This window comes from Candidatus Baltobacteraceae bacterium (assembly GCA_036489885.1).
Lineage (GTDB): Bacteria > Vulcanimicrobiota > Vulcanimicrobiia > Vulcanimicrobiales > Vulcanimicrobiaceae > JAFAMS01.
Genome location: DASXEW010000003.1, coordinates 916,902 through 930,203 on the forward strand (window position 1 = coordinate 916,902; position 13,302 = coordinate 930,203).

A 13,302-nucleotide genomic window follows, 5' to 3' on the forward strand; every position below is an offset into this window, starting at 1 on the left:
ACTAAGCGGGCGCGCCCTCGAATTCACGAACCGCTTTGCTAAGGCGCTCGACGCCCTCGCGAATCACGGGTTCCTTCATTGCCGAAAAATTCAAGCGTAGTCCGTCGCCACGATCGCGATGCGCGAAGAACGTGCGACCGGGAACGAACACGACGTTATCGCGTGCCGCGACTTCGAACAGCTCATCGGTATTGAGGCCCGGAATTGTCACCCAGAGAAACATCCCGCCCCCAGGCGTATTCCATGCTGCATCTTTCGGCATCGTTGCGGCGAGCGCACCGATCATCGCATCGCGCCGCGAACGGTATGCGGCGCGCACGATGTCGAGATGCGTTTGTAGACGCGGCTCGCTGCGCACGAATTCGTAGAGCACGTATTGCGCCCACGGACTGCTGCACAAGTCGGCGCCTTGCTTGGCTGTCACGAGCTTGTCGTGCAGCGTTTTGTCGCGCGTAACCATCCACGCGACGCGCAGACCCGGCGACGCGATCTTTGATCCGGTGCCCAGATACGTGATACCGGCTTTCCGTGCGTACGATAGCAGAGGACGCGCCGGACCGTCTGCATCGAAGCAGATCTCGCCGTACGGATCGTCTTCGAGAATCGGAAGGTCGTGCGCTTCGCAAATCTCGACGATCTTCGGCCGGCGTTCGCGCGCCAGCGTGATTCCGGTCGGATTCTCGAAGTTTGGAATCAAGTACAAGAACTTCGGGCGCTTTTTCGCGCCGCGCAGAGCCGTGTCCAGCGCTTCCGGTATGATGCCGTCCGCGTCGGTCGCGACCGTCAGATATTGCGGTTCGTACGCATCGAAGGCTTGCAGTGCACCGAGATACGTCGGATCTTCAACGACGATCGTGTCGCCGGGATCGATGAGCACACGTGCAAAAAGATCGAGACCTTGCTGCGACCCGCTCGTCACCATAACGTCGTTCGGTTCGATGTTGCTGCTGTAGCGCGCGTTCATGCGCTGTGCGACCCACGAGCGCAACTCGGGAACGCCTTCGGTTACCGAATATTGAAACGCCGCACTGCCGCGCTCGGCAACGACGCGATCCTGCGCTTCGCCGAGCTCTTTGAGCGGAAACAGCTCGGCCGCCGGCAAGCCGCCCGCAAGCGAGATCACTTCAGGCCGTTGCGTGACTTTCAGAATTTCGCGAATCATCGACGGCTGCGATTGCTTCGCGCGTCGCGAGAGCTCGTGGTTCATGGGCTTTCCTTCGCGCCGATTAGGCGAAGGGCATTCTCGCGAACGATCGCATTTCGCGATGCCGCGCTCAAGCCGAGCGCGTCGATCGCGCGTAACTCGGAGTCGTAGGGATACGGGACGTTTGGGAAATCCGTGCCGTATACAATACGGTCTGCGTGCGTTTCGACGAGGTTGCGATCGATCTCGAGCGTCATCGGCGAATCCGCCGCAAACGCCATGGTTGTATCGAGGTACAAGTTCGGGTAGCGCGCGAGCAGCGCAACATACTTGGCGACGATTTCGCCGCCCATGTGCGCGACGACGAATCGCAGTCGCGGATGCCGCTGCAATACGCGCTCGACTCGGCTCGGAGCATCGAGGTCCTCGCTCCACGGAATCGGACCGACGTGCGCGAGGACGAAGCCGCGTTCGCCCAGCCGCTCGTAGACGGGATCGAAGCGCGGGTCCTCGACGTATAGACGCTGCACGTCCTCGTGAATCTTGATGCCGATGCATCCGTCAGCGAGCGCCGCCTCGAAATCGTCGAGATAATTCGGGTCGTCGAGATGGACCGTCGCCAGCGGCAACCCGTAACCGCGGAGCTCGCGCGACGTGGCCGCGAGCCAAGCATTGAGCTCGCGCGCCATTCCGGCCCGGTGCGCATAGCTGCAGAAGACGAACCGCTCGACCCCATTTGCGCGCAACACGGCGGCCACGTCGGCCGGCTCCATCGGCTGGTGCTCCAGCTTCCAGGAGCTGCGCTCGGCGAACCATCGACGGATCGCGGCGAACAGCCGGGGCGGATGGAGGTGGGTATGAAGGTCGATCATCTCTTGACGGGCCTTATTAAAAGTATCATTATCTAAATCCGACATGCCTGCGCCGAAGACGCCCGGGGTTGAAGACGTGCTCCGGGGGCCTATCAAGAGCAAGACGATCTTCCCGGTCCTGATCCTCCATTTCTTGGACGGTGCACCGGACCACGGCTACGGCCTGATGCAGCGCATTCAAGCTGTCTGCGACGGACTGCTCGCCGTCAACACGAACACGATCTACCCGCTGCTTCGCCGGCTCGAGGAGCGCGAATTCATTTCCGGCGAGTGGGAACACCCGACCAAACGCTCGCGCCGGATCTATTCGATTACTCCGGCCGGACGAGAGCGGCTTGCGCGCATCAAGAGCAACATGCGTCCGTATCTCGACGTGATCTCAGCGACCATCGACCGGCTAAACTCAGAGCTTTATCAAATCGCATAAAGGGGAACATCGATGAGCACCTATCGCGCGCCGTTGCGTGACATGCAGTTCGTCCTCAAAGAGCTTGCCGGAATGGACGAGCTCGCGAAGCTGCCCGGTTACGAAGAAGCCGGCGACGTCGTCGATGCAATTCTCGAAGAAGCCGGCACGTTTGCGACCGAAGTGCTCGATCCGATCAATCACTCGGGCGACAAGGAAGGCTGCACGTGGCGCGACGGCGTGGTCACGACGCCCAAGGGCTTCAAAGAAGCGTACGCACAGTTTGCCAAGGCCGGATGGATTGGATTGCCGGTCGACCCTGAGTTCGGGGGTCAAGGTCTGCCGCAGTTGCTGCTCGGTCCGACGCTGGAGATGTGGAACGGCGCGAATGTGGGTTTCGCAAACGCTCCGCTGCTCAATCAAGGCGCGATTGAAGCGATCTTACTTACCGGTTCGCACGAACAAAAACAGCGTTTCATCCCGAAGCTCGTCTCCGGCGAGTGGACTGGGACTATGTGCTTGACCGAACCGCAAGCCGGCAGCGACCTCGCAGCCGTTCGCACGAAAGCCGTCCCCGAAGGCGATCACTATCGCGTCAGCGGGCAAAAGATTTTCATCACGTTCGGCGAGCACGATCTCGTGCCGAACATCGTGCACCTCGTCCTCGCGAAACTGCCGGACGCGCCTGAAGGGACGAAGGGCATCTCGATGTTCATCGTGCCGAAATTCTTGGTGAAGGCCGACGGAACGCTCGGCGAGCGCAACGATGTGCACTGCGCGTCGATCGAGCACAAGATGGGGATCAACGCCAACCCGACGTGCACGCTGAACTATGGTGAGAAGACCGGCGGCGCAATCGGCTATCTCGTCGGCGAGCCGCATCGCGGCATGGAATATATGTTCATCATGATGAACGCCGCACGCTTCTCGGTCGGCGTTCAGGGGCTCGCAATCGCAGATCGAGCCTATCAGAGCGCGCTCTCCTACGCGAAAGAGCGCGTCCAAAGCCGCGACATCAAAGACGTAGCGGCGCGTGGCGCGCAGGCCGTGACCATCTTCCATCATCCGGACGTGCGCCGCATGCTCATGTCGATGAAGGCGCAGATCGAAGCCATGCGTGCGCTTGCGTACGTGACTGCGGCATCGCTCGACTACTCGAACAAGAGTCCGGATGAGTCCGTGCGCAAAGAGCACCGCGCCTTCGTCGAGTTTATGACTCCGATCGTAAAAGGCTGGTGCACGGAAGCCGCTATCGACATCTGCTCGACCGCGTTGCAGACCTTCGGCGGCATGGGCTTCATTGAAGAGACCGGGATCGCGCAGCAATATCGCGACGTGCGGATTACGGCGATCTACGAAGGAACGACCGGAATCCAAGCACTCGACCTCGTCGGACGCAAACTGCTTCGCGACATGGGCAAAACCGCGACCGCGCTCGTCGCGAAAATGAAGACCTTAGCAGGCGAGCTTGCGAGCGCCGACGATCCGGACGTCAAGGCGATTCACGCGGAGTTTGTACGTGGAGTTGACGCGCTTGCGGTAACCTCGCAGGCGATCGGGATGAGCGCCGCAAGCGATGTGCGTCTGGGCGTTGCGTGTTCGGTACCATTTTTGAAGCTGTGGGGAATCGTCGCCGGCGGTTGGCAGATGGCGCGCGCCGCCCAAATTTCCGCGGCGAGAATCGCAGCGCGCGACGCCGACGCCGATTTCTACAAAGCCAAGCTGGCAACGGCCCGATTCTACGCCGAGCACGTCCTTACGCAGGCGCGCTGGTTGCAAGCAGAGATTCAAAATGGTGCGGCCAGTGTCATGGCGCTATCCGAAGATCAATTCGAGCTCGATCGTAAATCCGCGGTGACCGCCTAATGGGGTTGCTCACGCAAGCGAGGCGTGACGGCGTCCGCGTCGTCACGCTAACCAATCCGCCGATCAACGCGCTCGGGTTTGCGCTTTCGGGTGAACTGGTTGCGGCATTCGATGCTGCGGAGAGCGATGCATCGATCGTCGCAATCATCATCACGGGAAGCAACGGCCCCTTCAGCGGCGGCGCCGACATCAACGATTTTCTACGCCGGCCGCCCGCAGATTCGAAATCGGTTCGCGACGTTATCGGGCGCATCGAGCGTGGCACCAAAACGTACATCGCCGCAATCGACGGCATCGCGCTCGGTGGCGGATTCGAGCTTGCACTCGGGTGCGACTATCGGGTCGGAACTGCACGCGCGAAGATAGGCCTGCCCGAAATCAAGCTCGGTCTCATTCCTGGTGCGGGCGGCACACAGCGCCTCCCGCGTTTGATCGGAGCGCAATCGGCGCTCGAGATAATGCTCAAAGGCGATCTGATCGACGCAGCGCGCGCCCGTGAACTCGGCATTTTCGATGCGCTTGCGGAGGGTGACCTAATCGAAACCGCGATGCAGTTCGCGCGCTCGCCGCGCAAGCGCATATCGGCGCGCCGCGCCGAGCTCGGCGCAAAGGGCGGTTTGTTCGCCGGCCCGTTTGCCCTCGCGCTGGCGCACAAGTCGGTTCCATCTGAAGAGCGTGGCGGATTTGCCGCGCACAAGCTCATCGATGCCGTCGAAGCCGCGCTCGAGTTTGATTTCCAGCGCGGTCTCGCGCGCGAGTTCCGACTGTTCGACGAGTTAGTTGATTCGGCAGAAGCCCACGCGCTGATGCATGTGTTCTTCGCCGAGCGTGAGCTCGGAAAAATTCCCGGCCTGCCGGCTGCGCAGCCGCTCGAAATCAAGACGGCCGCCGTCATCGGCGGCGGTACTATGGGAACCGGTATCGGGCTCACGTTCGCGAGTGCCGGTATTCCCGTAACGATTGTCGAGCCCAGCGGCGAGCAGATCGAGCGCAGCAAGCAAACGGTGCTCGACACGTTCGCGTATCAGGTAAAACGCGGGCGCATGACCGAGGAAGAGGCGAAGCTTCGGACTGCGTCGATCGACTTCGAGCGCGATCTCTCGGCGGTCAAGAATGCCGACATCGTCGTCGAAGCCGTCTTCGAGAACATGGACGTCAAGAAAGAGGTCTTCGCAAAGCTCGACAGCCTCGCAAAGCCGGGCGCAATTTTGGCCAGCAACACGTCGACGCTCGACATCGACACGATGGCTGCGCAAACAAAACGCCCCGAGTACGTGATCGGAACGCACTTCTTCGCGCCGGCCAACATCATGAAGCTGCTCGAGATCGTGCGTGGGAAGACGGCGTCGCCGCAAACGATCACGACCGCGATGGCGCTGGGCAAGAAATTGCGTAAGGTCGGCGTGCTTTCCGGCAATGCCTTCGGGTTCATCGGGAACCGAATGTTTTTCGATTACTCGCGCGAAGCGATTGCGCTTGCCGAAGAAGGCGTGCCGCCGCATCGCGTTGATGCAGTCATGAAAAAGTTCGGCATGGCGATGGGTCCGTTCGCGACTTTCGATCTTTCAGGAATCGACGTGTTCTGGCGCATTCAACAAGATCGCAAAGATGCGGTCGGGAGGCGCACCAACATCATCGATCGTCTTTACCAACTCGGGAGATACGGTCAGAAAACCGGCGCCGGAATCTACAAATATGAAAAGGGACAGCGCGAGCCGATCCCCGATCCTGAAGTTGAGAACATCTTCGCCGAAGAAGCCAAAGCTGCGGGCATCGCGCCGCGAGCCGTCAATGACGAAGAGATCGTCAAACGCCTCGTCTACGCGCTCGTGAACGTCGGTGCGGAACTGCTTAGGACCGGCATAGCCCTGCGCGCCGGCGACGAAGACATAGTCTACATCTACGGCTACGGTTTCCCACCCCGCACCGGCGGCCCAATGTGGTACGCGGATCAAGCCGGCATCGCCAAGGTCTACGCCGACATCAAAGGGTTCGGATGGGAAGGTTCGCCGCTGTTGGCGGAGCTGGCGCAAAGCGGCGGAAAGCTTGCGGACCATCGTCCCACGTCAAAGGAGCTTGCTCATGCGTGAAGCTGCGATCGTCTCGGCTGCGCGGACGCCGATCGGCCGTGCATTCCGCGGTGCATTCAATCAAACGCACGGCGCGACGATGGCGGGTCACGTCGTCAAACACGCCGTTGAACGAGCAAAAGTCGATCCGGCCGAAGTCGAGGACGTCGTTCTCGGCGTCGGACTACCAGAGGGCGCAACCGGACACAATCTTGGGCGCGTTGCAGCGCTGCGCGCCGGCCTTCCGCTGCGTGTCCCCGGGACGACGATCAATCGCTATTGCGCATCGGGCCTGCAGTCGGTTTCGCTGGCTTCGCAACGCGTCATCGTCGACGGTGCGCAAGTCGTCGTCGCCGGCGGTTGTGAGTCGATCAGCATGGTGCAGCAGGTCGTCAACCGTCACAACTTCACAGAAGAGTGGATTTTGCGGAACGAGCCCGACATTTACATGCCGATGCTGCAGACCGCCGACAACGTCGCGAACCACTATAAGATTACGCGCGAACAGCAAGATCAGTTTTCGCTGCAGAGCCAGCAGCGAACGGCCGCCGCGCAAGCAGCGGGCCGGTTCGATCAGGAGATCGTCCCGCTCGAGACCTGGAAGGTTCTCGAAGATAAAGACAGTGGTTCTTTTCGCGAGGAGCGCGCGTTCCTGAAAAGGGACGAAGGCAATCGCACCGACACGACGCTCGAAGGTCTGGCTGCGCTCAAAGGCGTGATCGATGCAAAATCGACGATCACGGCCGGCAATTCATCGCAACTTTCCGACGGCGCCGCTGCCGTCGTCGTGATGGATGCGAAGCTTGCCGAGCAGCGCAATCTGCAGCCGCTCGGATTCTATCGCGGCATGGTGGTGGTTGGATGCGATCCCGGCGAGATGGGAATCGGTCCCGTCTTCGCAGTCCCCGAGCTGCTCAAACGCCACAATCTGCGGATTGACGATATCGGTTTGTGGGAGCTCAACGAAGCCTTCGCCGTGCAAGCACTGTATTGCCGCGACAAGCTGGGTCTACCGAACGAGATCTTCAATGTCGATGGCGGCGCGATCGCCGTCGGTCATCCGTACGGCGTGAGCGGAACGCGGCTCGTCATGCACGCACTGATCGAAGGCAAGCGGCGCAAAGCGAAGTACGTCGTCGTCACGATGTGCGTCGGTGGCGGTCAAGGCGCCGCGGGTCTGTTCGAAGTCGCTCTAAACTAACCGAGCTTGGCGTCGGCCGGCGCTTTGTCCGAAAGACGAATCTCGAGCGACTTCGAGACCAGATCGCGTCCGGCGTGCTCGGCGCGTGCCGCATCTTGTTTCGCGATCGCGTCGATCAAACTGCGATGACGCGCAGAAAGTTGATCGCGCCATTCCGGGTGCGTCACTGATAGGGCTCGATAGCGAAAGAGATCCGTAAGACGGCTGAGCATCTTGCGCAACGACTCGTTTCCGCTTGCCGCGGCCAGCGCGTGGTAGAACGCGCGAACGCGATTGTCGGCATCTTCACTCTCACTAAAAGCACAGGCGCGATCGATCGCATCGTTTTCTTCCTCGAGATGCGCGATATCGATGCGCGTCCGGTTTTGAGCCGCGAGACGCGCTGCGAGTCCGACTAGCACTTCGCGTACCTGATAGATGTCGATGAGCTCTTTGCGTCCGAGCTCACTGGCGACGAATCCGCCGGCCGTCGTGCGCCGTATCAAACCCTCGCCCTCGAGACGATGCAGCGCCTCGCGCACGGGGGTGCGGCTCATCTGGAAATTTCGGACGAGGTCGATCTCACGAATGACCTCGCTCGGCGGGTAGTGGCCTTCCGTGATCATCGTGCGCACACGCTCGTATGCTTGCTGGCTGAGATGATCTAGGCCGCCGCGTCGCATGGTTAGCGGCGCTCGAGCGCGGCGCGATCCCACTTTCCGAGATTGGCTGCCGCATCGTAGGTGGACTCGAAGAAGTCGAGCACGGCGCGATTAGGGTCCCTGGAAGTGCGTACGGCTTCGTAGGGCAACACGAATTCTTTGAGATTCGGATTCCACGATGCGGTACTAGGTTTGATCTTCGCCTCGGCAAAGCCCGCGGGCTCGGGATATGCGTACGCGTAGAACAGCGCGTCTAGTCCGGGCATTCCCGGCCAGAAGCCCACGCTCTGTTCTTCGTGCGAGTATGCCTCGCGGGTCGCCGAGTCCGGAAGATTCGGAATACCGCCGGGATGCGGCGGTGCGATGCGCCCGGAGAAGCGTGTCTCCGCGAGATCGAAACTTCCCCAAAAGAAGTGCACGGGACTCGCTTTGCCGAGAAAGCTCGCACGAAACTGCTTGCACAACTGGTCGGCTTGCTCGAGCACGCGCCAAAATCGCGTCGCGTATTCCTTATCGTACGAAGCGTGCTGCGTGTCCTGATCGAACCGTATCGCGTCGGCCACTTCGTTCGGCTTCATGTTAATGCGCACCGGCATCCCGAGCGCGTCCAGCTCGGACATGAGACGCTTGTAAAATTCGGCGACGCTCATCGGCTCGAGCGGGATCGAACGCACGGCGCCGTCACAATCACGGATGTATAGCGTATGATCGAGAAAATCAAACGTGATTTCGAAATCGTGCCCTTGGCTATAGGGCATGATCGAGGTCGTAAGTCCGCGTGGTGTGACGTAAAGCGTAACGTTCCACCAGTGATTGACGAGTGGTTGCTGTCGCAGACGTATCTTGCCGACGATCTGCGTCCACAATTGGAGCGTTAACTGCGTGTCATGCCAGTCGTCGTGCCGCAGACTGGGCCAGACCTCCACTAGCGCGCCGTGGAGTCGACGCCGATGTGTTTGGTGGCTTTTTCCGTGAAGACCGAATCGTCGATGGCGACGTTGATCTTGTACTGCGTATAATGTGCGTCGGCACGTGCGTGCGGAAACGGTGGCATCGCAATCAGTGCGTGCTCGTCGGAGAGCACTGCGAAGCCTTCCTCGTAACCGTAGATTTTGTCGACCGTGATGCGTCCGCCGCTGTAATAATAGTAGACGATTTCGTCGATCACCCAGTGGCGCGGATCGACCAGGACGGTTTCGTGATCGAGTGAACCGCGAACGCGCTCAACGAGGCGCAGGGCGATATCTTTTGTTCCATTGCGGTCTTGCTCGCCGTCGATCGTGCAGATGAATTTCTTGTCCCACACCGCGGGATCACTGACATCGCTATAGAGCTGTTCAAAACCCTTGGCGTACGAGGGCGATTTCGTGAAGATGACTTCGTGACGGTCGGGCTGCTTGAAATATGTCGTTCCCTCGAAGGTAGGATTGAGGAACGGAATGCCGGTGTGAAGACGGATATCGACATGCGCTTGGAATGTCGATAGCGCGGCGTTGCGTGCCGACAGATTCGAGACGACGTCGAGCGCCGTGACCGGGTCGCTGACGATCTGGTGCGTCCCCAAGGCGGGATGAGCGGCCACTCGTAGGCCGAGCGCCGTGAACATCGCCACAATGAGAAACGCTGAAACGAGTCGCTGTCTGACTTGGCGGACGCTAACCATGCTGCAGTATCCTAGGCCGTGGGGCTTAAACCGTGCTGAGACCTAGCTTTTCAACAATCTCTTAATCGAGTTGGTTACCAGCCGCCACCGCCGTCGCCACCACCGCCACCGCCGAAGCCGCCACCATCGCCGCCGCCCCAACCGCCGCTGTCGCCGCCGCCACCCCAGTCGCCCGAGCTGGCATTGCCCATGTCGATTTGCCCCGGATCGGACTGAAAGCCTGACTGGTCGCCGCCGGCGCCAGGATCGGTGCCGCCGAAGCCGGCGCTGCCGATGTTACCGCCAAAATTGTTGTGTTGGCCGAAGATCTCGTTTCCGAGCCAAGCGCCCCCCAGACCGCCCAGCAGGCCGCTCCAGAAGCCCCCGCCGCCGCCAAAACCGCCGCCGCCGTAACCGTAGCCGGGACCGGGCCCATAGCCCGTCGCGCCGGGACTCATCGGATAGGGGCCGCTGGTCGGGCCGACGACGCGCGGTGCGAAGAGTGCACGGTAGAGCGCACGCAGCACCAAAAACGCGACGACGATGATCAAAAAGAAGAATATCCAGCCCATACTAAAGCCCCCGGTTTGATGCCGAACGACCACTGCATTCGGATTGTACGAAGTACGCGCCGGCAGATGGCTGCGATAATAACTCATCGTCAGCGATACGCCGTTCTGCAAGCCCTCGTCGAAATTTCCCGAGTTGAATCCAGCGGCAATCGCGTCGCGAATTGCTGACGTCGTCCCCGCCGGGAAAAACGCATGCGAGGCGCGATCCGGATACACGCCGATCTTCTTGGGATCTTTCGAAATGAAGATCATGACGCCGTTGACTTGCTGCTGCGCGAAGATGCGCTCCGCGGCGCTATCGACGGTCGCACCATCGAGCGACGGCGTCGTATAGACGAGAATCTCTTTGCCGGTGGTCGCAGCAAAATCGTTGATTCGTGTGTTTGCCGCTTGGACTGCCTGCGTGGAGAACAAGTGCGCGTTGTCGACGACGTATTGGTCGCGCGCAACGGCGGGTGCGAGGTTGAGGGCAAGGACGACGAGCGCCGTGCCCAGAGCAGTCAAAATCTTCATTCTCGAGGTCTCCGGCTGCTGATACCCCCGGCCATGCGGGGGAGTTTCAGCGCGCTCGAACCGTTACGATGGCGACGCCGACAATGCTTGCAACGAAGAGCAAGAGGAACACCCAAATGCCCATTCGGATGAGCGACTGGCGAAACGCCCGACGGCTTCGCGTCTGGTAGCCGGGCACTAGGATTCGATCGCGCGTGCCGCGCGAGTGCCCGGACCCCACAACCGCTCGAGATTGTAGAACGCACGGCTCTCCGGTGTAAAAACGTGCGCAACGACGGACCCAAGGTCGATCAGAATCCAATTCCCGTCGGAATAGCCCTCGGTGCGCGCTACGCCGAACCCCTCAGCTTTCGACTTCTCGATGATCGCGTCAGCGATCGCTCGCGTTTGGACGTTCGAGCGGCCGGTGACGATCACGAACGTGTCGGCGACGATGGTTCGCCCGTCCAAATCCAGGACGGTGATGTCCTCGCCTTTCTTGTCTTCTGCGGCGGCCCGCACGGTCTCGATCAATTCAGGCAGTTTTCTTCTCCTCTGATGAAAACAGTTCGATGGCGGCGGCAGTTTCCGGTGCGATAGATTTTCCGGACGCGCCGTGAAAAGCTGTCGTGGCGAGCAGCGTCTCACGCATCGCTGCGTTCAGATTGTGGAACGAAAGCCGTTCGAGGTCGGCGCGTTCGTCGAAATCGCGGCCCGGTTCGAGAGAATCGGCCAAGTACACGATGGCATCGAGGGTATTCATCGAACCCGCGCCGAGCGTATGATAGCGGATCGCCGAGAGAATCCGCTCGTCATCGATTCCAAACTCTTCCCGAGCGAGCTCGGCGCCGATACGCGCGTGCAGAACCCGTGGGTGCGTTTCTTCGAAGGCGCCGATCGCAAGTCCGCGCGCGCGAGATTCCTCGAGCAGACGCTCCGGCGTGTACAAGCGCGCAAGATCGTGCAGCATGCCGGCCAGCATTGCACGCTCGACATTCTCACGGTACCGTCGCGCAAGCCGAACCGCCATGCGCGCGACGCGTAACGTGTGCGCGTAGCGATGCTGCTGGCCGATGTGCGCGTGCACGCGTTTGCCGAGCCGGACGAACTCGACGCCGGTCACCGCACCATCCAGAACGCGATCGACTTCACGGGGACGTTGTCGAATTTCGCCGGCGTCCATGACGTGTTGCGTACGTATGTGACTATGCGTACACGTTGCGCGGGAGTGAGAGAGCCGGCGACGATCGAGACCGCGTCGACGTGGCCGTCTTTGCCGATTTCGCAGCGCGCGACCGACATCGGCGCGACCGCGAGCACTGCGGGCGTGCGACGAATCTTCGGCGCGCTATACTGCAGCACGCGCAGCATCTCGCGGTCGGCCGGAACGAATCCGAGGCGCGCAACGTACCCGCGGTCTCCGAACACGGCGTGCGTCAGTTTTCCGGCGTCATCGAAGAAGAGCTCGAGGACGTGTTCGTTGCCGAGATCGTAGGTGCGAAAATCCGGACCTGAAAGGTCGGCCGTCCCCCGTTCAGCGTCGGCGCGCGCTTTCGTGTATCCGAACAGGTCGACATGCGCAAGTCGTTCGCCCGGTGCAAGCGGATGATCGTCGACGGCTTTAACGTTCATCGCGTCATCCGTTATGAAGCGCAAGAAAGCGTGCGGCGTGTGCCAAATCCAGGTGTGACCGCTATCGAGCGATTGGACGTCTTGCGGCATCCCGAAAGCGTCCACGGCGGACATCACGCTGTGGCCGAGCATCACGTCCGCCGGCATATCTTGCGCTTCGATCGCGGTATGGGACGCGAGTGCGAAGCCGGTGAGGGTTGCGAGCGCCGTCGCCCGCCTCACCCGTAGAGTGCAGCGCGCAATGCACGCAGCCGGTTTCGATAGAGCTCACCGCGGAGATTCCCGGCCCACATGACGACGGCATTCTCGTTGTTGTCGCTGTAGTATGCGCGCCGTACGCTAACGTTCGTGAATCCGTACTTGCGATACAATCGCTGCGCAACGTCATTGCTCTCGCGAACTTCGAGCGTGATCCACGATGCGCCGCGCTCCATCGCCTCATCGAGCAAGTGAATCAGCATTTGCTCGCCCAAACCTCGTCCGCGATGTCCCGGTTCGACGGCGATCGTCGTGATGTGAGAATCTTCGAGAATCACCCAGATGCCGCCGTAAGCGACGATCTTTCCGTCGATGCGTCCGGCGAAATAGTGTGCGAGCTTGTTTTCGCTCAATTCGTTCGAGAATGCGTTCGCAGGCCACGCCGTCGTAAATGAGACGGATTCGATTTGCAGGACCGCGGGAACGTCTTCCGTGCGCATCGCTTCGATCTGCAGGCGCTGCCCGATGAGTTTCATTATAACGGCGCTCCGCCCCAGGCTGCGCGCC

At 60.7% G+C, this 13,302-nt stretch carries 14 protein-coding genes; 4 read left to right on the top strand and 10 right to left on the bottom strand.

The genetic code is table 11. The features are described 5' to 3' along the window. Position 1: 1 nt before the first annotated feature. Both VGG22_10320 and VGG22_10325 read right to left on the bottom strand, forming a co-directional pair. Positions 2-1,207, bottom strand: a complete 1,206-nt coding sequence (locus tag VGG22_10320) for a PLP-dependent aminotransferase family protein (GenBank protein ID HEY1728758.1) — start codon at positions 1,205-1,207, stop codon at positions 2-4. Continuing rightward, the gene (locus tag VGG22_10325) at positions 1,204-2,016 is read right to left on the bottom strand and encodes an amidohydrolase family protein (protein HEY1728759.1); all 813 of its coding nucleotides are present in this window, start codon (positions 2,014-2,016) and stop codon (positions 1,204-1,206) included. Before VGG22_10325 ends, VGG22_10320 begins: the two co-directional genes overlap by 4 nt. 76 nt (positions 2,017-2,092) lie before the next feature. On the opposite strand from VGG22_10325, the gene VGG22_10330 reads away from it, so the two are divergent. From VGG22_10330 to VGG22_10345, 4 genes are read left to right on the top strand one after another with little or no spacing between them, the layout of a single operon-like run. After that, complete coding sequence (locus VGG22_10330; protein HEY1728760.1) at positions 2,093-2,443, top strand: helix-turn-helix transcriptional regulator; 351 nt, start codon at positions 2,093-2,095, stop codon at positions 2,441-2,443. Between the two features lie 12 nt (positions 2,444-2,455). Then, positions 2,456-4,288, top strand: coding sequence for an acyl-CoA dehydrogenase (locus tag VGG22_10335; GenBank protein HEY1728761.1), 1,833 nt, complete (start codon positions 2,456-2,458; stop codon positions 4,286-4,288). Beyond that, a complete protein-coding gene (locus VGG22_10340; GenBank protein HEY1728762.1) occupies positions 4,288-6,378 on the top strand; it encodes a 3-hydroxyacyl-CoA dehydrogenase NAD-binding domain-containing protein in 2,091 nt (696 codons plus the stop codon). The genes VGG22_10335 and VGG22_10340 overlap by 1 nt, the downstream gene beginning before the upstream one ends. Beyond that, positions 6,371-7,558 (top strand): acetyl-CoA C-acyltransferase, encoded by a 1,188-nt coding sequence (locus VGG22_10345; GenBank protein HEY1728763.1) that lies wholly within the window; start codon positions 6,371-6,373, stop codon positions 7,556-7,558. Before VGG22_10340 ends, VGG22_10345 begins: the two co-directional genes overlap by 8 nt. Here the strand turns inward: VGG22_10345 and VGG22_10350 are convergent. The 8 genes from VGG22_10350 to rimI all read right to left on the bottom strand — a co-directional run bounded on the left by VGG22_10350 (position 7,555) and on the right by rimI (position 13,271). Next, positions 7,555-8,220, bottom strand: coding sequence for a GntR family transcriptional regulator (locus VGG22_10350; GenBank protein HEY1728764.1), 666 nt, complete (start codon positions 8,218-8,220; stop codon positions 7,555-7,557). The genes VGG22_10345 and VGG22_10350 overlap by 4 nt on opposite strands. Before the next feature lie 2 nt (positions 8,221-8,222). Further along, the gene (locus VGG22_10355) at positions 8,223-9,125 is read right to left on the bottom strand and encodes a DUF5996 family protein (protein HEY1728765.1); all 903 of its coding nucleotides are present in this window, start codon (positions 9,123-9,125) and stop codon (positions 8,223-8,225) included. Continuing rightward, on the bottom strand, positions 9,125-9,862 hold the full coding sequence (locus VGG22_10360) for a hypothetical protein (GenBank protein HEY1728766.1): 738 nt from the start codon (positions 9,860-9,862) through the stop codon (positions 9,125-9,127). The genes VGG22_10355 and VGG22_10360 overlap by 1 nt, the downstream gene beginning before the upstream one ends. 74 nt (positions 9,863-9,936) lie before the next feature. After that, positions 9,937-10,926, bottom strand: a complete 990-nt coding sequence (locus tag VGG22_10365) for a TPM domain-containing protein (GenBank protein ID HEY1728767.1) — start codon at positions 10,924-10,926, stop codon at positions 9,937-9,939. Positions 10,927-11,103: 177 nt separating this feature from the next. After that, positions 11,104-11,439: a ribosome silencing factor gene (gene rsfS, locus VGG22_10370; protein ID HEY1728768.1), complete on the bottom strand. Its 336-nt coding sequence runs from the start codon at positions 11,437-11,439 to the stop codon at positions 11,104-11,106. A 1-nt stretch (position 11,440) separates the two neighbouring features. Next, positions 11,441-12,088: a bis(5'-nucleosyl)-tetraphosphatase (symmetrical) YqeK gene (yqeK, locus tag VGG22_10375; protein HEY1728769.1), complete on the bottom strand. Its 648-nt coding sequence runs from the start codon at positions 12,086-12,088 to the stop codon at positions 11,441-11,443. Next, the gene (locus VGG22_10380; GenBank protein HEY1728770.1) at positions 12,025-12,759 is read right to left on the bottom strand and encodes a hypothetical protein; all 735 of its coding nucleotides are present in this window, start codon (positions 12,757-12,759) and stop codon (positions 12,025-12,027) included. The genes yqeK and VGG22_10380 overlap by 64 nt, the downstream gene beginning before the upstream one ends. Then, positions 12,756-13,271: a ribosomal protein S18-alanine N-acetyltransferase gene (gene rimI / locus VGG22_10385; protein ID HEY1728771.1), complete on the bottom strand. Its 516-nt coding sequence runs from the start codon at positions 13,269-13,271 to the stop codon at positions 12,756-12,758. Before rimI ends, VGG22_10380 begins: the two co-directional genes overlap by 4 nt. Positions 13,272-13,302: the final 31 nt, after the last annotated feature.

Excerpts from the sequence above, each read along its gene's own strand:
- VGG22_10320 (HEY1728758.1), bottom strand. The coding sequence starts at position 1,207 with ATGAACCACGAGCTCTCGCGACGCGCGAAGCAATCGCAGCCGTCGATG.
- VGG22_10325 (HEY1728759.1), bottom strand. The coding sequence starts at position 2,016 with ATGATCGACCTTCATACCCACCTCCATCCGCCCCGGCTGTTCGCCGCG.
- VGG22_10335 (HEY1728761.1), top strand. The coding sequence starts at position 2,456 with ATGAGCACCTATCGCGCGCCGTTGCGTGACATGCAGTTCGTCCTCAAA.
- VGG22_10340 (HEY1728762.1), top strand. The coding sequence starts at position 4,288 with ATGGGGTTGCTCACGCAAGCGAGGCGTGACGGCGTCCGCGTCGTCACG.
- VGG22_10345 (HEY1728763.1), top strand. The coding sequence starts at position 6,371 with ATGCGTGAAGCTGCGATCGTCTCGGCTGCGCGGACGCCGATCGGCCGT.
- VGG22_10350 (HEY1728764.1), bottom strand. The coding sequence starts at position 8,220 with ATGCGACGCGGCGGCCTAGATCATCTCAGCCAGCAAGCATACGAGCGT.
- VGG22_10360 (HEY1728766.1), bottom strand. The coding sequence starts at position 9,862 with ATGGTTAGCGTCCGCCAAGTCAGACAGCGACTCGTTTCAGCGTTTCTC.
- VGG22_10365 (HEY1728767.1), bottom strand. The coding sequence starts at position 10,926 with ATGAAGATTTTGACTGCTCTGGGCACGGCGCTCGTCGTCCTTGCCCTC.
- yqeK (HEY1728769.1), bottom strand. The coding sequence starts at position 12,088 with ATGGACGCCGGCGAAATTCGACAACGTCCCCGTGAAGTCGATCGCGTT.
- rimI (HEY1728771.1), bottom strand. The coding sequence starts at position 13,271 with ATGAAACTCATCGGGCAGCGCCTGCAGATCGAAGCGATGCGCACGGAA.